Raw genomic sequence first — 21,454 nt, forward strand, 5'->3', positions numbered from 1 at the left:
CGAGATGGACATGCAGCAGGCCGACGAACGGCGCGTCGATGACGCCATCGCGCAAGACGGGGTTGCAATCCGCGTGCGCGGCCTGCGCAACAGTTTCGGCGATCAGGTTGTGCACGAAAAACTCGACCTCGACGTGCGCAAGGGCGAGATACTGGGGGTCGTGGGCGGATCAGGCACGGGCAAATCCGTCTTGATGCGGTCCATCATCGGATTGCAGACCCCGGATGAAGGCGATGTGTGCGTGTTTGGCGAGGCCATGGTCGGCCGCCTGGACGATGAAGCGCTGGCGGTCCGCAAGCGCTGGGGCGTTCTGTTTCAGGGCGGCGCGCTGTTTTCAACGCTCACGGTCGCGGAAAATGTCGAAGTGCCTATCCGCGAATATTACCCCAATATCGGGCCGAAGCTGCGCGAGGAGATCGCCGCCTACAAGATCCGCATGACCGGCCTGCCTGCCGAGGCTGGACCCAAATATCCGGCCGAACTGTCCGGTGGCATGCGCAAGCGCGCCGGGCTGGCGCGCGCATTGGCGCTGGACCCCGACTTGTTGTTCCTGGACGAACCCACAGCTGGCTTGGACCCGATCGGCGCGGCTGCGTTCGATGATCAGACTCGCAAGCTGCAACAGACATTGGGGTTGACCGTCTTCCTCATCACCCATGATCTCGACACGCTCTATTCGATTTGCGACCGGGTCGCCGTGCTGGCGGACAAGAAGGTGATCGCCGTGGGCACGATCGAGGAATTGCTGGCGCTGGATCACCCGTGGATCCAGGAATATTTCAATGGTCCAAGAGGCCGGGCCGCCACAGCGGCGGTGGAACGCGAAAAGAACAAGGTGGCGTCCGCGTCGCCCGAGGGAAGGCAATAGGATATGGAAACCCGCTCCAACCATGTGCTGGTCGGCACGGTCACGCTGTTGTTGCTGGCCGCGATTATGATTGCCGCCTTCTGGTTTTCGCGCCTGTCGCAAGGCGACAACAAGGAATATGACATCTTTTTCAAGCAGTCGGTCAGTGGCCTGGCGAAAGGATCGGGCGTCAACTATGCCGGCGTGCCGTCCGGCCAAGTCGAGAAGATCGAATTGTGGAAGCGCGACCCCAGCTTCGTGAAGGTGCGTATCTCCGTCCGGGATGGCACCCCTATCCTGCAAGGCACCACCGCCACGATTCAGGGCGTTGGCTTTACAGGGGTGAGTGAGATCGTGCTGGACGGCGCGGTGAAGGGCGCCCCGCCCATCCAGTGCCCCGCGCAAAATGCCCCGGCGGCCTGCCCGGATGGCGTGCCTGTCATACCGACCAAGCCCGGTGCGCTGGGCGAACTGCTTAACAATGCGCCGCAGCTGCTGGAGCGTCTGTCCACACTGACCGAACGCCTCACCGAATTGCTCGACGACAAGAATCAGCAATCGATCGCGGGCATCCTGGCCAATGTGGAGCGTATTTCGGGATCGCTGGCCGACCGCAGCCCCGAAATCGCCGCGACCCTGGCGGAAGCGCGCATTGCTGTCCAACGTACCGGTGTTGCCGTCGAGCAGATCGGCAAGCTGGCCGCGACGACGGATTCGCTGCTGAATGAACAGGGCAAGCCGTTGATGGCCGACCTGCGCAAGACCGTGCAGTCCGCAACCCGCAGCATCGACACACTCGACAAGACGATCGGCGAGGCGCAGCCTGGCGTGAAGAGTTTCAGCACGCAGACCATGCCGGAAGTCAATCAGCTGGTGCGCGACCTGCGGGAAATGTCGCGCGCGTTCCGCGGCGTTGCTGAAAAGCTCGACCAGCAAGGCGCCGGGTCGATCGTCGGATCGCCCAAATTGCCGGATTACAAGCCATGAGGAAGATAAGGATGAGGCGCATGTTCCACGCGAAACCCCATGGCGTCACGGCGGTGCTGGCTGCGGCTTTCCTGCTGTCGGGCTGCGTATCCTTCGGGGGGAAACCGCCCGAGCGGCTGCTGTCGCTCGATGCTGCGCACAAGGTGCCGTCCGGCACGCCGCGCGTCGCAGGGAACGGGCGGACGCTGATCGTGACCGAGCCTGAAGCGCCAAAGACAGTCGATACGGTTCGAGTGCCTGTCCAGACGAGCCCGACGTCAGTTGCCTATGTGACCGATGTGCAGTGGGCGGATACGCCGCGTCACCTGTTCCGCCGTCTGCTGGCGGAGACGATTTCGGCCACGACCGACCGCGTGGTTCTGGATACGGGCCAATTTTCGGGCGATGGCGGCCAGCGGCTGACGGGCGAACTGATCGATTTCGGTATCGACGAAGCGCAGCAGAGTGCGATCGTAACCTATGATGCGATGCTAATGACGCCGAGCGGGGTCGCATTGGCGCGTCAGCGATTTACCGCCAGCGCGCCGGTCGGCGGGAAGATCAATGCGACCAGCGTCGGCGCCCCGCTCAATGCGGCGGCCAATCAGGTGGCGACTGATGTCGCCGCTTGGGTTGCGGCGATGAAGGACTAAGGCACAGGCCGCCGGGACATCCTGCCAAGTTTCTCAATCCAGGCTCTTGCGGACCTGTTCCATCACGTCTTTCGACAAGCCCGGCTGAGACAGAATGCGTTGAAGCTGCGCTTGCATCAGGGTCGCACGCTGCGCATCGAACCTTTTCCAGCGGCCAAGCGGAGGCACCAAGCGCGCTGCTGTCTGCGGGTTGATGGGATCCAGGGCGAGGATGCAGTCGGCGACGAGCCGATATCCCTTGCCCGAGCGATGATGAAACGCCCACTGATTGCCCGAAAAAGCGCCATAAAGCGCGCGAACCCGGTTGGGGTTGTTGAGGGTAAAATCCTTATGTCGGCCCAGTTCCTCCACAAGGTCCACCGTATCAGGGTGCAAAGCGAAGGCCTGGGTCTGGAACCATTTGTCCAGCGTCAGCGCATCGGCGCAATAACGGTTATAGAAAATATCGAGGGCAGCGATGCGTTCGGGGCTTTCCCCGTTCGCCAATATGCCCAGTGCGGCCTGACGTTCGGTCATATTGTCGGCGCTGTCGAACTGCTCAAAGGCCGTTAATGGGCCGTCCGCCGCGCCCGATGCCACCAGATAATGTAACGCCGCGTTGCGTAATTTTCTCGCACCCTTGGCCGCCGGCGACAAGGAAAAGCTGTTCGCGCGCAGCCGGGCATGCATATCACGCCATAGCGGCTCCAGTTCCGCGCCGATACGATGTTGAAGCGCGTCCCGGGCGTCGTGTATCGCATCAGGATCGACGATAGGCATCTGGTCACCCAGATAGGCTTCGCTGGGCAAACGGATCGCCTCCGCCACGAATGCGGAGTCCAAAGCCGGGTCGATCAGCGTCTGGCGGACCGCATCGACCACCGTCGTCTCATCCACCGGCTGGCCGCCGATCTGGCCCACAAGCACATTGACCATCAATTGCTGCATCGCTTCATAGCGGGCGAACGGATCATCGTCATGCGCTGATAGAAAGGCGAGGTCGGCTTGGCTGCGGTTGGTATCCACGATCACCGGCGCGGAAAAGCCGCGATTGATCGACAGCACGGGCGCGGTGGCGACATTCTGGAACGTGAAGCGCTGCTCCGACCGGGTCAGCATCAGAGTCTCGTCGCCATGATTAGCCCGGCTTTCCCGGTCGAACAGGGCAACGCGGATTGGGATCGCCATCGGCCGTTTTTCTGGCTGACCTGGGGTCGGCGGGATGATTTGGCTCAGAACCAGATCGACGCGACCGGTGGCAGCGTCATGCGACAGAAGCGCGCGCACGCGCGGGGTGCCGGCCTGTTCATACCAAAGCCGGAATTGAGTGAGGTCGATGTTGCCCCCATCCTCCATGGCGCGGACGAAATCCTCACAGGTTGCGGCCTGCCCGTCATGCCGGTCGAAATACAGGTCCGTGCCGGCACGAAAGCGTTCAGGTCCAAGCATCAACGCCATCATCCGGATCAGCTCGGCGCCCTTGTTATAGATGGTCGCGGTGTAGAAGTTGCTGATTTCCATGTAGGATTCAGGCCGCACCGGGTGCGCGAGCGGGCCTGAATCCTCCGGGAACTGGCCCGCGCGCAGGATGCGGACATCCTCAATCCGCTTGACCGCATGGCTGCCCATATCCGCCGAAAAATTCTGGTCGCGAAAGACGGTAAAGCCTTCCTTTAAGGACAACTGAAACCAGTCACGGCACGTGACACGGTTCCCTGACCAATTGTGGAAATATTCATGGGCGACCACGCCCTCTACGCCGTCATAGTCGATGTCGGTCGCGGTATCCGGATCAGCCAAAATATAACGCGAATTGAAGATGTTGAGGCCCTTATTCTCCATCGCGCCAAAATTAAAGTCAGCCACAGCGACGATATTGAAGACATTGAGATCATATTCACGGCCGTAGAGACGCTCATCCCAGGCCATGCTGTTTTTAAGGGCCTCCATGGCATGGATGGTGCGGGGAAGGTCGGCCTCCTTTACCCATATCCCAAGCTGTACGTCGCGGCCGCTCATGGTGACAAACCGGTCCCGGTTGCAGGAAAGGTCGCCCGCCACCAGAGCGAACAAATAGCAGGGTTTGGGATAAGGATCGTTCCAGATCGCCCAGTGGCGGCCATCTTCGCCATCACCTTGCTCTACTGGATCGCCGTTGGCGAGCAGGATTGGGAAACATGCCTTATTCGCGGACATGCGCACGCTGTAGCGCGACAATATATCGGGCCGATCGGGAAAGAAGGTTATGCGGCGGAACCCCTCCGCCTCGCATTGGGTGCATAGCAGCTCGCCGCTGGCATACAGCCCCATCAGCTTGCTATTTCGCTCAGGGGCGAGTTCGACGAGCGTTTCCACCTCATGCGCGTCGCCCGGCAAGGGCAGAATGAGCGCGCCGGCTTCCAAATGCCATTCCGCCTGCGTCAGGGACCGACCATCGACCTTGACTTCCAAGGGCACCAGTCCGTCGCCATCGAGACGCAGCGATCGGTCATGACCGCCATTGCGCGCTACGGCGAGTTTCGCACGAACGGTCGTGAGCGCAGGATCAAGATCGAAATCAAGCGTAACGTCGGGCACCAGCCAGTCCGGCACACGATAATCCGAGCGACGAATGACGGCAGGCGAGGCGGCGGCAGCGTGTATATCCATGCTACCAACCTAGGGCGGCAACCGGAAAAAGCCAGTCACTTCGAAAAGTGAGCGGCCGGCGTCCTCCTCTTTTCAGGCGCTCCAAATGCTTGCGAGGAGCAACGTCAGATGCGTTCGCCCGAGAGCCGCTGGCACAGCATATCGAGCTGGTCCAGGTTTGAGTAGCGCATCGACAAGGTGCCCCCGGTGGCTGCACCGCTATGGGCGATCTCCACTTTCAGGCCTAATATATCCGCCAGATGTTGCTCCAGCGCCGCAATGTCGGGGTCCTTATCCTTGGGATCGGACCGCATCGAGCGTGCCGCAGGCGCATCATTTCCGGTTTTGGCGCGGCGAACCAGCTGTTCGGTATCGCGGACCGACAGGCCCTTCTCCTCGATCTGGCCAGCAAGCCGTTCACAATCGGGCGCGCCGATCAGCGCCCGGGCATGGCCCATGCTGATCTTGCTGTGCATAACCTGCTGTTGCACCGACTGCGGCAGGTCGAGCAAGCGCATCAGGTTGGCGACATGGCTGCGGGATTTGCCGACGATACGACCGAGCGCCTCTTGGCTATGGTTGAACTCGGCGATCAGCTTTCTATAAGCTTCCGCTTCCTCGATAGGGTTCAGGTCTTCACGCTGAATATTTTCTATCAGCGCGATCTCAAGCGTTTCCTGCTCGTCGAAGTCGCGGACGATCGCAGGAATACGGTGGAGTTGCGCCCGTTGCGACGCGCGCCAGCGGCGTTCGCCAGCGATGATTTGAAAACCCCCGCCATGCGGGCGCACGATGATGGGCTGGATCACGCCGCGTTTGGCGATGCTGTCGGCCAGTTCCTGCAAGGCGCCATCGTCAAAATGGCGGCGCGGCTGTTCGGGATGCGGATGGATGAGCGCGACTTCGATGCTCTGCACCGCCTTGCCATTGACCTGGGGCGCAGAGGGAGAAACCGGTTCTTCGCGAGCAACGTCGCCCAATAGAGCAGACAGGCCACGACCCAATCCTTGGGGGCGCTTTGCCGTCTTGGGCTTTTCGGTCATATCCTCGCTCAAGCCGCAACCTCCTCTGGGGGCAGGCGCGCGATCAGCTCGCGCGCCAGACGCATATAAGCTTCCGACCCCGAGCAACGGAAGTCGTAGATAAGCGCCGGAACGCCATGGCTGGGCGCTTCAGACAGCCGGACGTTACGAGGGATGACGGTTGAAAAGACCAAATCGCCCAAACAGGCCCGGACGTCATCCGCGACCTGATCGGTCAATCGATTGCGGCGATCATACATGGTGAGTGCTACGCCCATGATCGACAAGCCAGGGTTGAAACGTCCCCGGATGCGTTCAACGGTTTGCAGCAATTGCGACAAACCTTCGAGCGCGAAAAACTCGCATTGCAATGGCACGAGCAGCGACTGCGCCGCCACCATGGCATTGATGGTCAGCAATCCCAAGGACGGCGGACAGTCGATCAGGCAGATATCCCAACGCCCCGGCTGCGCTTCTGACAATACCCGCTCGAGCCGGTGCGTCCGCTCTTCATATTCGATCAGTTCGATTTCAGCACCGGACAAATCCTGGGTCGCGGGCACCAGATCCAGCTTCGGCACGCGCGTCGTCACGATACTGTCGTCCAACGCGCAATTGCCTACCAGCAGGTCATAGCTGGAGCGCTCGCGTGCTGCCTGATCAACCCCCAGGCCGGTCGATGCATTGCCCTGCGGGTCAAGATCCACCAGCAAAACGCGAAGCCCGGTGGCGGCGAGACCGGTAGCCAGATTGATCGCCGTGGTTGTCTTTCCCACCCCACCCTTCTGGTTGGCGATAGCGATGCGGATCATGAACGACCTTTCTTCTTGCCGGCGGGCGCGACATTCCGGGCAACGATGATGGCGCTGTCCGCGTCCGTTACACTCGGTTCCACGTGGAACACACCTTGCCACGATGGGCGCACGGCCTCCAGTTCATTTTGCGCGGTTCGTCCTTTTGGCAGCACCCAAAGGCTGTTCCGATCCGAGAGATGCAGCGCCGAATGCAGCAATTTGTCCAGTGGAGCATAAGCGCGCGCGCTGATGACGGCTGCCTGCATTGCCGGCACGGACTCGACACGACCGCCGAACACGTCCGCATGTTGCAGGCCAAGCTCTGCGATCACGGCATTTAGGAAATCCACGCGCTTGCGGCGGGCTTCGATCATCAGCACTGGCTGCTTACCAAGGCATGCAATCACGGCCCCGGGCAATCCCGCCCCCGCACCCAGATCAACCCACGTACCTGTAGCGGCTCCTTCGACCAGAAGCAGCAACTGGGCAGAATCGACGATATGCCTTGCCCAGATCTGGGTACGCGTCGATTCAGCGATAAGGTTCTGTTCGTCCATGGCGGACAGCAGGATTGCAACGAAGCGTTCAAGCTGGTCCCATGTTCCACGTGAAACGTCAAAATGAGAACGGAGCCACGCCTTGGCTTCTTCCTCGGTCACGCGGCCATCCGGCGGGCGTGAACCAGGATGGCAGCCAAGGCCGCAGGGGTGATACCGCGGATACGGCCAGCAGCCGCTAACGTATCCGGACGAGCGGCCTCCAGACGTTCGATCATCTCGCTGGACAATCCACCTACTGATCGAAAGTCAAAGTCGGCGGCAATGATCACTCGTTCGTCCCGCCGCAATGCTGCGACTTCCGCCTCCTGGCGAAGGAGATACGGCGCATAATGGGCATCTTCGAGCAATTCGTTTCGCACATCGTCCGGCGCATCTTGCAGGCTGGGCGCGAGCGTCATGAGCAAGCGCCGCGGGACCTCAGGGAAGCGGGCCCATTCGGCCAGCGTGCGGCGCGCCCCATCCTGCCTTACGACCGCGCCGGCCTTCGCCATTTCAGATGCCGTCATCGACCGGGCCAACGCTGTTTCAACCCGCGAGCGCCAATCCGACCGAAGCTGCAGACGTCGCGCACGATCCGGTCCAATCAGGCCATGGGCAAGACCCAGGGAGCCAAGGCGGGTCTCCGCATTGTCGGCGCGCAGGCGGAGGCGATATTCCGCGCGCGCCGTCAGCATGCGATAGGGTTCTGTAACACCCTGCAGCACCAGGTCGTCGATCATAACGCCGATATAGGAGCTGGCCCGATCCAAGATCATCGGCGATTGTCCTAGCGCATGAGCGGCAGCATTGGCACCGGCGACCAGCCCTTGCGCCGCCGCCTCCTCATAGCCCGTTGTGCCGTTGATCTGACCCGCGCAAAAAAGACCCGATACCGCCCGCAGCTCCAGAGCGCTGGTGAGCGCGCGCGGGTCGACATGATCATATTCCACGGCATAGCCCGCTACGACGATTTCTGCGCATTCAAGACCGACCATTGATCGGATCATGTCCCGCTGGATGTCAGCCGGCAGAGAGGTGGAAATACCGTTGGGATAGACCAACGGGCTGTCGAGCCCCTCTGGTTCAAGGAATATCTGATGCCCGTCACGATCGCCGAAGCGAAGAACCTTGTCCTCAATGGAGGGACAGTAGCGCGGTCCCCGCCCCTCAATCGCGCCACTGAACAAAGGCGAGCGCCCTAGCCCCTCTCGGATGATCCGATGCGTTCGATCATTTGTCCGCGTGATGGCACAGGCCAATTGCGGCAATATGCGGTTTGGCGTCACGGGCGACATCGTCCACCCGTCGTCATCCGATGGTTGAGTTTCCAAACGAGCCCAGTCGATCGTCCGGCCATCGATCCGCGGTGGCGTACCAGTCTTCAACCGAGCGATCGGCAGATCCAACAGCCGCAATTGCGTTCCGAGACTGGTAGCCGCCCTTTCCCCGACGCGCCCGCCAACGTCCTGAGTGTCGCCGCAGAAAAGTTTGCCGCCCAGGAAAGTGCCAGTCGCCAGCACGATTGCAGATGAGTTCAGCATCCTTCCATCGGCCAGCCGGACGCCAGTGACCTGCCCGGCGTCCAGCAGCAGTTCCTGCGCCTCACCCTCAATGATCGTCAGACCATCCAGATCATCGATCAGCCTGTGAATGGCGGCCCGATAGCGAACACGGTCAGCTTGAACGCGCGGTCCCTGCACCGCAGCACCCTTGCTGCTGTTGAGCATGCGATAATGGATAGCAGATGCATCTGCGGCGCGGGCCATGAGGCCGTCCAACGCATCGACTTCGCGGACGAGATGTCCTTTGCCCAGACCGCCAATGGCAGGGTTGCAGGACATGGCTCCGACAGTTGATCGGTCAAATGTCAGCAACGCTACAGCAGCGCCCTTGCGTGCAGCAGCAGCGGCCGCCTCACAGCCGGCATGGCCACCACCGACCACGATCACATCATAGGGTTTATGCATGCGTCGCCCTTATCAGAGTCGGGGCTATTTGGTCAAAAGCGTTCCACGTGGAACATTATTATTTCCCGATGCAGAAACCCGAAAAAAGGCGGTCGAGCATATCCTCCGTGCTCGCTTGACCAGTCAGCGTGTCAAGAACTGCGCGTCCAAGCCGACATTCTTCTGCAATTATAAGTAGGTCATGATGTGCGCGCGCCGCGCGGAGGTGATCGGCCAACCGGACCACCAGATCGCGTTGTCTGCGGTGGAGGGCATAGTCCCCCTCGCCTGGCAGCAGAGTGGCGGCGCGCGCTGCGAGCGCCGCCAATAATGCCCCCATATTTTCGCCGGTCAGGGCCGATACCGGCAAACCGGACCGAGCATTATTCTGTCGGTCGCTCTGGGCAGCTATAAGGATAGCGTCGGGTCGAGGCATCGCATCCGCCGCCCCTAGCCAAAGAATGATATCCGCCGCCTCAAGCGCAGCCCGTGCCCGGTCGATACCGATAGCCTCAATATCGTCACCGACATCGTCTCGGAGCCCGGCAGTATCGGTGAAGAGATAGGCGACACCATCAATCGCGGCCGGCACCTCGATCCGGTCGCGCGTCGTTCCGGCAATGGCCGACACGATGGCGGCATCCCGGCCGACCAAAGCATTGAGCAGGGTCGATTTCCCTGCATTGGGCGGACCCGCCAGTACGACGCGAATACCATCCCGCAATCGTTCCGCTGACGGCGCAGCAAGGACGTTTCGAACATCGCCTTCCAACAGCGATAATTGCTCCGCGATATCGTCTTCGATGCTCGCGTCGGGGACGTCATCTTCGTCCGAGAAGTCCAGAGCCGCTTCCGCCATGGCGGACAGTGCGAGCAAACGGGCACGCCAATCGTCAATCCGTCGTGAGAAATGCCCTTCCGCCATGGACAAGGCCGCTCTGCGTTGACTTTGCGTTTCCGCCGCAAGCAGGTCCGACAATCCCTCCACCGCGTTCAAATCCATACGCCCATGGTCGAATGCCCGGCGCGTGAATTCCCCGGGCTGAGCGCGCCGCAGTCCGGGAATGGCGCTCAGTACGGCTTCGACCGCGTCGATGACCGCCCGACCGCCGTGACAGTGAAACTCCGCCATGTCTTCGCCAGTGACGGTATGAGGTCCCGGCAGCCAAAGAAGGAGGGATCGGTCGAGTGGCATTCCGCCCGTCGGATCGCGCAGCAAGGCGAGGCTCGCTTGTCGGGGGGCGGGCATTCGATGCGCCAGCATCTCAATCGCCGTCCCGGCTAGCGCGCCGCTCACCCGAATGACGGCAATCCCTGCTGGCGGCGGGCCGCTTGAAAGAGCGAAAATCGTATCCCTCGACGGTTCGCGCACGGCTACTTTGTGTCGTCCTTGCCGCCGCCCATACCGGCCAGCCCGACATTCATCATCTGCTGGAACATCCGCATGCTGGCGTCGCCCAATGGCGAAAAGCTTTTGAGCAACGTTTCCATTTGCTCGACACTGCCAATGCCATCAAAACTATCCAGCATCGTGCGGATATATTTGTCGTGTATCGGGCTCACATCCGGCAATCCGAGAAAGGCGCGGGCCTCCGCCGGGGTGCAGTCCACGTCAACGGTAACCTTCATGTCCCTGCCCTTTCCGGCTGATATGCATGCACATCATCTGTCATGCGATAGATGGACGCGCAAATGCTAATTTTTAGGGCCAATCGATGGTTGTGCCGCCCGATGGCAGGGCCAATATGCGTGCGGGACTCGTTGCGAAAGGATCAAGAAATGGGTGCATTCATTCCTGTCGACACGCTGGACAGCGACGCGCAATTTGACGCCTATGTCGCCAAGCCCGAGGGCGAGGCCAAGGCGGCAATCATCGTTATCCAGGAGATATTTGGCGTCAATGAAGGCATCCGGCGCAAATGCGATGGCTGGGCAAAAGCAGGCTATGTCGCCTATGCGCCCGACCTGTTCTGGCGCATCGATCCGCATATCGAACTTGATCCGGATGTCCCCGACGAGATGGACCAGGCTTTGGGGTTGATGCCGAAGTTCAATCAGGACCAGGGTATTCGCGACCTTGAAGCCACGATCAAAGCGGCGCGGGTCGCGGCCGGCGGCGGCAAGGTAGGGCTGGTAGGCTATTGCCTGGGAGGTCGTCTGGCGTTCATGGCCGCATGTCGGACCGACGGCGACGCCTTTGTCGGCTACTATGGCGTCGGCATCGATGGATTGCTGGGCGAACAGCACGCGATCGGCAAACCGACCATGCTTCATATCCCGACAGCAGATCATTTCGTCACGCCCGATGTGCAGAAAGCGATGCATGAAGGGCTGAAGGACAATGTTCATGTGACGTTGCATGATTATGAGGGTCTGGATCATGGCTTTGCCACTGAAATGGGCCAGCGTCGGAATGATGCCGCAGCCGTTCTGGCCGATGGCCGCACCGCCGATTTTTTCGCGGAGCATCTGTCTTGACGCAGGCCTATCGCATGATCGTCCGGCAGCATGGCGGGCCGGATGTGATCGAGCGGGAGGACGTGGACACTCCCGTTCTGGCCCATGGCCAGGTGCTGGTGGCGACCGAGGCCATTGGTCTCAATTATATCGACACCTATTTTCGCACTGGCCTTTATCCCGGCGATCTTCCCCTCACATTGGGCAATGAGGGTGCCGGGCGGGTAGCGGCGGTCGGTCCAGGGGTCACTGCCTTTTCCGTCGGCGATCGGGTGGCGAGCGGCACGGGCAAGGGCAGCTACACCACCCATTGGGTCGTGTCGCAGGACCAGCTGGTCGCCCTGCCCGATTCTATTGACAGCACGGATGCGGCGGCGATGATGCTGAAGGGCATGACCGCCTGCTACTTGGCCGAAGACGTGCTCCCACTGAAAGCCGGGCAGGTGGCATTGGTTCATGCCGCCGCGGGTGGTGTGGGATCGGTGCTGGTTCCCTGGCTGCGGGACAAGGGCGTCATCGTCATCGCCCACAGTGGCTCGGCGCAGAAAGCTGCGAAGGTCGATGCGGACCATAGTCTGCATGATCCCATGGAGACGCTCGCCGATCATATATGTGCGATCACCGACGGACATGGTGTCGATGTCGTTTATGATGGCGTGGGCAAGGCGAGCTGGAACGCGTCGATCGCCAGCCTCAAACGTCGCGGCATGATGGTCAGCTATGGCAATGCCTCAGGCGCTGTGCCGCCTGTCAATCTGCTCGATTTAAGCCGCGGTGGATCACTGTACGTAACGCGACCGACGTTGTTCGACTATGTGGCTACGCCCGAAGCGCTGACGCATACGGCCCAAAGACTGTTTGACCGCATGGCCCAAGGCATCATCAAGGCCGAAATTGGCCAACATTTTGCCCTGACCGACGCCGCGCAGGCACATCGTATGCTCGAAGCAAGGCAGACAATTGGCTCTACCGTGCTTGCCCCGTAAGTCGCGCGAATAACAGCGTGTAGCGGTAGCCGCTTAAGAGTTCAGCCGTTCAAACAGCTTCCTGGCGCGTGACGACAGCGAGGGCGCGTTGACCACGGGGTCACGCCTGACCAATGCCGTCATGGGCACGTCCTCCGCATCGTTGATCGCCGGAAGCTTCGTACAGACGATAAGATCTTGCAAACCATCTCCGATGCCGCCACCCATCCAGCACCCATATTTGACTTTGGTCACAGCCATACCGGCACGCCATATCATGGCGCGGATAAGACTGGCATCGAAGGCGATGAATGCAAGTGGGTCTTCAGGGTTGGCGATGAATACATCGTCGGCGTTCGCCATGCGCTGGCGATCGAGCGGGAACATGGACTGTCCCGCCATAACCATATGGCGCGAATAAGCATTGAGCTCGAAACATGTTAGCAAGAAGCGGCCGCCCGGTTTCATCATTGCGGAAATAAAGGCCAGTAGGGTTTCAAAATCATCCTGCGTGACGTGGGTGAATACGGAAAATGCATATCCATCCGTAAAGTGATCGCAATATTTCTTGGCTAGGGCCGCATGGCTTTCCCTGTCCCGCTTATCTATAAACCGATCATAATGATCATTGGCCCCCTCAATCAATTCAAACCGAACGTTTGGCAACTGCGGAGTAATATGCTGCTCGCAAAAGTCTATGACGGGCGGCATGATGTCCATGCCCACAACTTGACTGGGGCGAATGCCAGACTTGTACAAAGACACCAGACCCCGCCCGATCCCGCAACCAAAATCGAGGACGCGGGATTCGCTATTCAAAGTAACCAAACTTCGAAACAAGGCGACGCAGGCGTCTCCAACCTGTTCGGGGTCCGATCCGCCAACCCAGTCATTCATGGAAGTGGCACGCATCGCGTCAAAGATTTTCGAGAATTCTGCCACTAATCCGTCCTCAGCCAGCCGATCCGCTCGGCATAAGCCGATACGGTCGCGGTAGCCGAGCCACGACAAGGGGATCAAGGAGCAGGCGAAAAAAAGATGCACATCCCTTGGGGTATGCGTCGCTCTGGCGGGGCCGATATAATCAAAACAGGGTCAGCAGGCCCACTTGCTGATCGACAAACCCCTCATAGATCATTTTCAACGCCACATAGATGATGACGGCGAGGCCCAGATAGGCGATCCAGCGAAAACGCTCGATATAATGGGCGATGACATTGGCCGCGATGCCCATCAGGGCGACCGACAGGACCAAGCCGATCATGAGGATCCCTGGATGGTCGCGCGCCGCGCCGGCCACGGCCAGGACGTTGTCGAGGCTCATCGACACGTCGGCCACGGCGACGGCCCAGGCGGCAGCCGCGAAGCTTTTGGCCGGACGCAAACCGGACACGTCGTCATCAGTGGGATCGTCCGGCGTATCCGCCCCACGCGCAGGATGCAGCTCGCGCCACATCTTCCAGCTGACCCAGAGCAGCAACAGACCGCCGGCCAGAATGAGGCCGACAATCTGCATCAGCTGGCTGACCACCAACGCAAAGGCGATGCGCAGCACCAGAGCGGCCAGGATGCCGATCAGGATCACCTTCTTACGCTGGGCGGCGGGAAGACCAGCCGCCAGCGCGCCGACGACAATCGCATTGTCGCCCGCCAGCAGCACGTCGATCATCAACACCTGGACAAAGGCCGACAGCGCGGATGGCGAGGTTATATTGCTGAAATCATGGATGATATGCTGCCAGATTTCGGCAGGTGAGCCGACCCCTTGAGCAGCCGAAGCGGCGGTGGCGAATAGGTCGATCATGGCGGCCCTTGCGTCCCTGTCGTCGATAGGAAGAACGCCGAACCATCGCATGATCCGGCGCTCCGATACAATATGGGGCGCCCGAAGCGCCCCATGTCCGTGAAGAATGAACCCCCCGCGGGTTTACTGGTTCATCGTCGCGAAGAAATCCTCGTTGGTCTTGCTGTCCTTCATCTTGTCGAGCAGGAATTCCATCGCGTCGATCGTCCCCATCTGCATGAGGATGCGGCGCAGCACCCACATCTTGCTGAGCGTGGGCTTATCGACCAATAATTCTTCCTTGCGGGTGCCGGACTTGCCGACGTCGAGCGCCGGGAAGATTCGCTTGTCCGCAACCTTGCGGTCCAGCACGATTTCCGAGTTGCCGGTGCCCTTGAACTCTTCGAAAATGACTTCGTCCATACGGCTGCCGGTGTCGATCAGCGCGGTGGCGATGATGGAGAGCGACCCGCCCTCCTCAATATTGCGCGCCGCGCCGAAGAAGCGCTTCGGACGCTGGAGTGCGTTGGCGTCGACGCCGCCGGTCAGCACCTTACCCGACGAAGGGACGACCGTGTTGTAAGCGCGGCCAAGGCGGGTGATGGAGTCGAGCAGAATCACCACATCCTTCTTGTGCTCGACCAGACGCTTGGCCTTTTCGATCACCATTTCGGCGACCTGGACGTGGCGGGTGGCGGGCTCGTCGAAGGTGGAGGAGACAACCTCACCCTTCACGCTGCGCTGCATGTCGGTGACTTCCTCGGGCCGCTCGTCGATCAACAGCACGATCAAGAAGACTTCGGGATGATTGTCGGTGATCGCCTTGGCGATATTCTGCAGCATCACCGTCTTGCCGACGCGCGGCGGCGCGACGATCAGCGTGCGCTGGCCCTTGCCCTGCGGGGAAACGATGTCGATGACGCGCGCCGACTTGTCCTTGACGGTCGGGTCCAGCGTATCGAGCCGCAGCTTCTCGTCCGGATAGAGCGGCGTCAGATTGTCGAAATTGACGCGGTGGCGAACCACATCGGGGTCATCGAAATTGACCGTGGTCAGCTTGGTGAGGGCAAAATATCGCTCGCCATCCTTGGGCGCGCGGATCTCACCTTCCACGGTGTCGCCAGTGCGCAGGCCGAATTTGCGGACCTGATTAGGCGAAACATAGATGTCATCGGGACCAGCGAGGAAATTGGCTTCCGGGCTGCGCAGGAAGCCGAAACCATCGGGCAGCACCTCGATCGTGCCTTCACCCATGATCTGTTCGCCATTTTCCGCCTCGGCCTTCAGAATCGCGAACATCAGGTCCTGTTTGCGCAACGTCGATGCGCCTTCTACGCCCAGTTCCTCCGCCATGGTGACGAGGTCGGCGGGGACGGTTTTCTTGAGGTCCTTGAGGTGCATGAGCGAGTCGGTCCGATGAGGTGAAGAAGGAAAAGGCCGGAAAGGAAGGATTTAGCCGGCGAGGACCGCCGGGACTCCGCGCTCCGGAAGGGCGTGGACAGGTTGTTTGCGTGTAGCGGGCCGTGCATCCTTCCGTCAAGCTGGGACAGGCATCCAAAATCCGCAAATCTGGGCCCGTTCGCCAATGGCGCGGTCAGCGGTGCACATGGTGCGATTGTCGCCTGTCATGCTATAAGGGCGGCGGAAGACACGGAGAGGATGAGGATATGGGACGGCTCCCTGCCCTGCTGGCGATCATGCTGGCGTTCGGTGACGCGCCCCTGGCTGCGCAGACGCCGCCGCTCGATCCACAAGTACCTCCCGCGCTCGTGCGCACCGCCAGCCTGGACGATCGCGTCACCATCCCCATTTCCATCGACGGCAAGGGGCCATGGCCCTTCGTCATTGATACTGGATCGCAGCGCACGGTGATCGCACGCGACCTGGCTCAACGCCTGGCGTTGCCGCCGCGCGCCGATGTCACGATCCTTAGCATGACCGGGCGGTCCCAGGTCGCAACGGTCGCCCTGCCGCGCCTGACATTCGGTGCGGGCGTGATCGACGATATCGAAGCGCCTGTGCTGGAGGGGGAGCATCTGGGCGCAGCGGGCCTGTTGGGGCTGGATAGCCTGCACGACAGGCGCGTCGTCCTGAATTTCCGCAGCGGCACGATGGACATTGCCGACAGTGGCCGCCGACGGACATTTCCAACCGATCCCGACACGATCGTGGTGGAGGCGCGGCGCAAGCGCGGGCAGCTGATTCTATTGGATTCGCGGGTCAACGGGATGCGGGTCAACATCATGCTCGATACCGGCAGCCATTACAGCATCGGCAACCTGGCGCTACGCGACAAGCTGCTGCGCAAAAAGCGCGCGCCCGACCTGCTGACCGCGACACTCACCAGCGTCACGGGCGGCACGCTGATCGGGGAAGTCGGCCGCATAGGATCGGTGGCGCTGGGCCGCGTCAACCTGACCGAAGTGCCGGTGATCTTTGCCGACGCCAGCCCCTTTGCGGAACTGGGCATGCAGGACAAGCCCGCCTTGCTGCTGGGCATCAGCGCGCTGCGCGTGTTCGATCGGGTGGCGATCGATTTCGCGCGGGGGAAGGTCGACTTCCTGTTACCCGACGCCAGTGCGATCACGCCCACACGCTTGGCGGCGAACCAACCGGCGGATGGCTGAGCCGCGTTTCAGGGCTGCTGCGATGGCGGCCGGTTGGACGGCGGCTGTTGCGCCGGCTGGCGCGCGCGGTCGCGGCCCAGCACATTGTCGATCCACTGCTGGTCGAGCCGCGGCGGCTGCGGGCGATCCTGCGGGTCGACCTCCATATCCGGCTCATCCTCATAGCCCTGCGAAGGCGCGGGGGCTGGCGGCTCGATCGGATAGCCATTTTCATCGACCATCATGCCGCCGGCATAGGCGCCATTGTCGGGGCCCTCATAATAGGCCTCTTCATCCGGTTCGAGCTGCCATTCGGGCAGGGTGACTTCGGTGTCGAACTTTTCGACCGGTCGCTTGGCGACGGCGACCTTCATATAGTCCGCGAAGGCGCGCGCCGGGGCGCGCCCCCCCTGCAATCCGCCCACCGCACGCGCATCATCGCGGCCCATCCAGACGCCGGTGGTGATGCCGCTGGAAAAGCCCAGGAACCAGCCATCCTTGTTGCTGCTGGTGGTGCCAGTCTTGCCCGCGACTGGCCGGCCGATCTGTGCGGCGCGGCCCGTCCCGGTGCTGACCGCGGTTTGCATCAGGTCGGTCATGCCCGCCGCCACCCAGGGCGCGACCAGCACGCGGCTGGTGTCATCCTGATGTTCGTAGAGCAGTCGCCCGTCCGCCGTCGTCACCTTGGTGATGCCATAGGGCGTGACCGCGATCCCCTTGCGCGCGATCGAGGCAAAAGCGCGCGTCATGTCGATCAGGCGCACGTCGGACGTGCCCAGCACCATGGAAGGATGGGTGTTAATCGGCGTCGATATGCCAAAGCGGCGGGCCATGTCGGCGACGGTGGAAAAGCCCACTTCCACGCCCAGCTTGGCCGCGACCGTGTTGATGGAATAGGCAAAGGCGGTCCGGATATCGATCGCGCCGGCGAAGCGGCCATTGCTGTTGCGGGGGCTCCACCCGTTGATCGTTACCGGCTCGTCGGTGATGCCGGTGTCGGGCGTATAACCCGCCTCGAGCGCTGCCATATAGACGAAGATCTTCCACGCGGAACCGGGCTGACGGGTGGCGGTGACGGCCCGGTTATAGTTGGACGACACATAATCAAGGCCGCCGACCATCGCACGCACGGCGCCGTCGCGATCCAGGCTGACCATGGCGCCTTGCGCGCCCTTGGGCGCGTTGGCCTGCACCGCTGCGGTCGCGGCGCGCTGCATGCCAAGGTCGATCGTGGTATAGACCTCCAGCGGCTCATTGGGTTCGTCGATCAGCAGGTCGAGCTGCGGCAACGCCCAGTCGGTGAAATAGCGCACGCTGTTCTGCGGCGGTTCGGGCGCCATCTTGACGTCGTCCAGGTCGACGCTGGCGCGTTCCGATGCGGAAATCTTGCCATTATCCTGCATCAGGTCGAGCACGACGCCCGCGCGGCCGATCGCCGCCTCGGCGTCGGCGGTGGGGGAATAGCTGGAAGGCGCCTTGACAAGTCCGGCGATGATCGCGGCCTCTGGCAGGTCGATCGTCGTTGCGGGATGGCCAAAGAATTTGCGACTGGCGGCATCGATGCCATAGGCGCCGCCGCCAAAATACACCTTATTAAGATAGAGTTCGAGGATCTGCCGCTTGGAAAATTTGCGTTCCATCGCCAACGCCAGCACCATTTCGCGGATCTTCCGCCCGAAACTATAGCTGTTGTTGAGGAAGATATTGCGCGTCACCTGCTGCGTAATGGTCGATGCGCCCTGCAGGCGGCGGCCGGACCCGCGCCGTTCCACCGCGACCCAGGCGGCGCGCGCCATGCCCACCGGGTCGATGCCGGGATGCATATAGAAACGCTTGTCTTCGGTCGAAACCATCGCGTCAACCATGACCGCCGGGATCTGATCATAGGTCATCCAGCGGCCGAAACTGGGACCAAGCGAAACGATCACGCTGCCATCGGCGGCATGGACGCGGATCATCTGGCCATTGGGCGAGGATTTGAGACTTTCATAGTCGGGCAGCGACTGAAGCGCGATCACGACAGCGATCACCAGCGCCAACATGGCCGCGACCGCTGCCGCCAAGCCGATCTTCAGCCCGCGCATCAGCCATTTCCTGACGCCGCGGGGCGTGCCCTTGCTCTTGCCTGATCCTGCCATCTGTGCCGCCCCGGATACGCGCTAAACCTGGTCCGGGCCAGCGCAAATCATGCGTCCGGCATTCGAAAAGGACCGCTTCGCCCCTTCCATGGCGATACGCGCTTTACCAGCGATGAACGATCATGGATGCTGTTCGCGCGGCTTGAAGTCCAGACTGGCGCTGTTCATGCAGTAACGCAGGCCATTGACGCCGGGGCCATCGGGAAAGACATGGCCCAGATGCCCGTCACATTTGGCGCAGCGCACTTCGGTGCGGATCATGCCGTGACTGGTGTCGCGAATTTCCTCGACCGCGTCGATGTCGACGGGCGCTGTGAAGCTGGGCCAGCCCGATCCGCTATCATATTTTTCCTCGCCATCGAACAGTTCCGCGCCGCAGCCGGCGCAATAGTAGACGCCATCGATCTTGTTGGCGTTGAGCTTGCCGGTGAAGGCCCGCTCCGTGCCCCCTTCGCGCAGCACATGAAATTGTTCGGGGGTCAGGCGCTGGCGCCATTCGGCGTCGGTGAGGCTGATCTTTTCCATGGCGGCAATATGGCCATGGGGCGAAGGCGGATCAAGCCCGCTCCCGCGCTGCCTGCCGCGCTATGGCCAGCAATTCATGCCGCACCATCAGGTCGCCCAGGCCCCTGCCCCCGCGGCTCGATCGCTCGGCTGCCAATAATCGCTGGATCACGCGCGCGATACCGGGCGCGTCCCAAAGTCGCACCTGCCGCGTCACCAGCCCCTTTTCCTTCCAGAACACCGCGCGGCCGGCCTGATCGACCGCCGCCTCCAGCCGCCCGCTGGCGTCGAAGGCGTCACGGATCGTCGCCAGCAGCATCGCGCGGGTGAGCAACGGGCGGATCACAGCCGCCATTGCGGCGCCCGCCTGCGCCAATGCCGTCAATTCGCGATGCATCGCGCGAAGGTCGCCGCCCAGCACGGCGTTGACCAGGGGACCGACTTCCGTTTCAGGATTGTCCGCCGACAGCGCATCCAGCGCTTCCCCCGTGGCTTCGGCCGGCCGGTCGGGCGCCGCGTCGAGATAGAGAATCAGCTTTTCGATCTCGCCCGCCATCAGCGCCCGGTCCCCGCCCGACAGGTCGACGATCCGCCGGGCCAAGTCAGACGACAGGCGCAGCCCGCCGTCCCGCGCGATACCGATGGCGATCTGCTCCGCCTCCCGGCCGTCGGGTTGATAGGAGATGCAGGCCAATATGCCTTTATGATCGAGCGCCAGCTTGGCCAGCTTCGACGTCGGCTTGAGCGCGCCGGCGACCGCGATCACCGGGTTGCCCGCCGCTTCGGCGTCCAGCAAGGCGTTGAGGGCGGGCAGGCAATCATCGCCAATGCCGTTGACGCGAATCCACCGCTTGTCGCCGAACATGGAAAAGGCCGCCGCTTCGTCGGACAGGCGCGCCGGATCCTCGCGCAGGGTCGGCGCGTCGAGATCGATCCGCTCCGCCTGCGGCCCCATGGCGCGTTCAAGACGCTTCGCCAGCGCCTGGCTGCCCGCCTCATCGGGGCCGTAGAGCAGGAAGAACCGGGTGTTCGCGGCCGCACCCTGACCGGGGGCGTCCAGCGCCTTTTCCATCTGGCCGCGATTGGCCTTCAAGGATTGGCGGCCTTGCGCGAATAGAGAGCAAGGCGGGTGATAATCTGATCAGCGACCGTCTGCGACAGCCGTTCCAGCGCGGTATCTTCGGCGGCAATCGTGGCATATTCGCTGGAGGTGACGTCGATGCCCGCGTCCGACCCGGCGGTATCGTCCAATATCTGCGCGCCTGTGCTTTCATCCACCAACTGGTAGCGCGCGCGCAGCGTCCGCCGCTCGCGCGTGATCGCCGCGTCGGCGCGCAGACCCAGGCCCGCAATATTATCGTCCAGCTTGACGACCAGTCGGTAGCGCGGGCCGCTGCCGCTCTGCATCGCGGCCAGCCGATCGTTGAGGGCATTGCGGACCAGCCAGCCCGCCTTGCCCTCGATCGGGGCGACCTCGACATTGCCCAGCGCCCGCGCGACCGGCCCAGCGCCGCCCCCACCATAGACCGGCCGCAGCCCGCAGGCGGTAAGGGACGCAAGACCGATAAGGGGGACGATGACGGGAAGGATGCGCTTCATGATCCGGACCCTTAAACCTTCCGTCGTT

Annotated in this window: 20 protein-coding genes; 6 read left to right on the forward strand and 14 right to left on the reverse strand. The window is 61.8% G+C overall.

The annotated features are described in order from the left end of the window. The first annotated feature begins 10 nt into the window (after positions 1 to 10). The 3 genes from SKA58_RS14795 to SKA58_RS14805 are packed head-to-tail and all read left to right on the forward strand — an operon-like array spanning position 11 to position 2,466. Positions 11 to 868: an ABC transporter ATP-binding protein gene (locus SKA58_RS14795; protein ID WP_371388786.1), complete on the forward strand. Its 858-nt coding sequence runs from the start codon at positions 11 to 13 to the stop codon at positions 866 to 868. Positions 869 to 871: 3 nt separating this feature from the next. Then, positions 872 to 1,834: an MlaD family protein gene (locus tag SKA58_RS14800; protein WP_009823274.1), complete on the forward strand. Its 963-nt coding sequence runs from the start codon at positions 872 to 874 to the stop codon at positions 1,832 to 1,834. A 20-nt stretch (positions 1,835 to 1,854) separates the two neighbouring features. Beyond that, complete coding sequence (locus SKA58_RS14805; protein ID WP_009823275.1) at positions 1,855 to 2,466, forward strand: ABC-type transport auxiliary lipoprotein family protein; 612 nt, start codon at positions 1,855 to 1,857, stop codon at positions 2,464 to 2,466. Positions 2,467 to 2,499: 33 nt separating this feature from the next. Here SKA58_RS14805 and pepN read toward each other — a convergent pair whose 3' ends face one another. The 7 genes from pepN to SKA58_RS14840 all read right to left on the reverse strand — a co-directional run bounded on the left by pepN (position 2,500) and on the right by SKA58_RS14840 (position 11,003). Further along, positions 2,500 to 5,094, reverse strand: coding sequence for an aminopeptidase N (gene pepN, locus SKA58_RS14810; RefSeq protein ID WP_009823276.1), 2,595 nt, complete (start codon positions 5,092 to 5,094; stop codon positions 2,500 to 2,502). A 104-nt stretch (positions 5,095 to 5,198) separates the two neighbouring features. Beyond that, positions 5,199 to 6,116 (reverse strand): ParB/RepB/Spo0J family partition protein, encoded by a 918-nt coding sequence (locus tag SKA58_RS14815; RefSeq protein ID WP_009823277.1) that lies wholly within the window; start codon positions 6,114 to 6,116, stop codon positions 5,199 to 5,201. Positions 6,117 to 6,124: 8 nt separating this feature from the next. Beyond that, the gene (locus SKA58_RS14820) at positions 6,125 to 6,907 is read right to left on the reverse strand and encodes a ParA family protein (protein WP_009823278.1); all 783 of its coding nucleotides are present in this window, start codon (positions 6,905 to 6,907) and stop codon (positions 6,125 to 6,127) included. Next, positions 6,904 to 7,548 (reverse strand): 16S rRNA (guanine(527)-N(7))-methyltransferase RsmG, encoded by a 645-nt coding sequence (rsmG, locus tag SKA58_RS14825; protein WP_009823279.1) that lies wholly within the window; start codon positions 7,546 to 7,548, stop codon positions 6,904 to 6,906. The genes SKA58_RS14820 and rsmG overlap by 4 nt, the downstream gene beginning before the upstream one ends. Beyond that, positions 7,545 to 9,395 (reverse strand): tRNA uridine-5-carboxymethylaminomethyl(34) synthesis enzyme MnmG, encoded by a 1,851-nt coding sequence (gene mnmG, locus SKA58_RS14830; protein WP_009823280.1) that lies wholly within the window; start codon positions 9,393 to 9,395, stop codon positions 7,545 to 7,547. The genes rsmG and mnmG overlap by 4 nt, the downstream gene beginning before the upstream one ends. Before the next feature lie 58 nt (positions 9,396 to 9,453). Continuing rightward, positions 9,454 to 10,722, reverse strand: coding sequence for a tRNA uridine-5-carboxymethylaminomethyl(34) synthesis GTPase MnmE (mnmE, locus tag SKA58_RS14835; RefSeq protein ID WP_371388787.1), 1,269 nt, complete (start codon positions 10,720 to 10,722; stop codon positions 9,454 to 9,456). 26 nt (positions 10,723 to 10,748) lie between these two features. Continuing rightward, entirely contained in the window at positions 10,749 to 11,003 is a 255-nt protein-coding gene (locus SKA58_RS14840; protein ID WP_009823282.1) for a DUF6489 family protein, read from the reverse strand. 150 nt (positions 11,004 to 11,153) lie between these two features. Here SKA58_RS14840 and SKA58_RS14845 point away from each other — a divergent pair, with 150 nt between their 5' ends. Next, positions 11,154 to 11,852, forward strand: coding sequence for a dienelactone hydrolase family protein (locus SKA58_RS14845; protein ID WP_009823283.1), 699 nt, complete (start codon positions 11,154 to 11,156; stop codon positions 11,850 to 11,852). A gap of 14 nt (positions 11,853 to 11,866) precedes the next feature. Next, the gene (locus SKA58_RS14850; protein WP_037543694.1) at positions 11,867 to 12,817 is read left to right on the forward strand and encodes a quinone oxidoreductase family protein; all 951 of its coding nucleotides are present in this window, start codon (positions 11,867 to 11,869) and stop codon (positions 12,815 to 12,817) included. A 33-nt stretch (positions 12,818 to 12,850) separates the two neighbouring features. On the opposite strand, the gene SKA58_RS14855 is transcribed toward SKA58_RS14850, so the two are convergent. The 3 genes from SKA58_RS14855 to rho form a co-directional block, all read right to left on the reverse strand. Next, positions 12,851 to 13,738, reverse strand: coding sequence for a class I SAM-dependent methyltransferase (locus SKA58_RS14855; RefSeq protein WP_156784222.1), 888 nt, complete (start codon positions 13,736 to 13,738; stop codon positions 12,851 to 12,853). A gap of 142 nt (positions 13,739 to 13,880) precedes the next feature. Continuing rightward, positions 13,881 to 14,600: a YjbE family putative metal transport protein gene (locus SKA58_RS14860; protein ID WP_037543696.1), complete on the reverse strand. Its 720-nt coding sequence runs from the start codon at positions 14,598 to 14,600 to the stop codon at positions 13,881 to 13,883. 123 nt (positions 14,601 to 14,723) lie between these two features. Next, positions 14,724 to 15,980, reverse strand: coding sequence for a transcription termination factor Rho (gene rho, locus SKA58_RS14865; protein ID WP_009823287.1), 1,257 nt, complete (start codon positions 15,978 to 15,980; stop codon positions 14,724 to 14,726). 266 nt (positions 15,981 to 16,246) lie between these two features. On the opposite strand from rho, the gene SKA58_RS14870 reads away from it, so the two are divergent. Continuing rightward, positions 16,247 to 17,206 (forward strand): retroviral-like aspartic protease family protein, encoded by a 960-nt coding sequence (locus SKA58_RS14870; RefSeq protein WP_009823288.1) that lies wholly within the window; start codon positions 16,247 to 16,249, stop codon positions 17,204 to 17,206. Positions 17,207 to 17,214: 8 nt separating this feature from the next. Here SKA58_RS14870 and SKA58_RS14875 read toward each other — a convergent pair whose 3' ends face one another. The 4 genes from SKA58_RS14875 to lptE form a co-directional block, all read right to left on the reverse strand. Next, entirely contained in the window at positions 17,215 to 19,323 is a 2,109-nt protein-coding gene (locus tag SKA58_RS14875; RefSeq protein ID WP_009823289.1) for a transglycosylase domain-containing protein, read from the reverse strand. A gap of 120 nt (positions 19,324 to 19,443) precedes the next feature. After that, on the reverse strand, positions 19,444 to 19,848 hold the full coding sequence (msrB, locus tag SKA58_RS14880; protein ID WP_009823290.1) for a peptide-methionine (R)-S-oxide reductase MsrB: 405 nt from the start codon (positions 19,846 to 19,848) through the stop codon (positions 19,444 to 19,446). Positions 19,849 to 19,879: 31 nt separating this feature from the next. After that, complete coding sequence (holA, locus tag SKA58_RS14885; RefSeq protein WP_009823291.1) at positions 19,880 to 20,920, reverse strand: DNA polymerase III subunit delta; 1,041 nt, start codon at positions 20,918 to 20,920, stop codon at positions 19,880 to 19,882. Continuing rightward, complete coding sequence (gene lptE / locus SKA58_RS14890) at positions 20,917 to 21,426, reverse strand: LPS assembly lipoprotein LptE (protein WP_009823292.1); 510 nt, start codon at positions 21,424 to 21,426, stop codon at positions 20,917 to 20,919. The genes holA and lptE overlap by 4 nt, the downstream gene beginning before the upstream one ends. Positions 21,427 to 21,454 lie beyond the last annotated feature (28 nt).

The organism is Sphingomonas sp. SKA58, from assembly GCF_000153545.1.
GTDB lineage: Bacteria > Pseudomonadota > Alphaproteobacteria > Sphingomonadales > Sphingomonadaceae > Sphingobium > Sphingobium soli.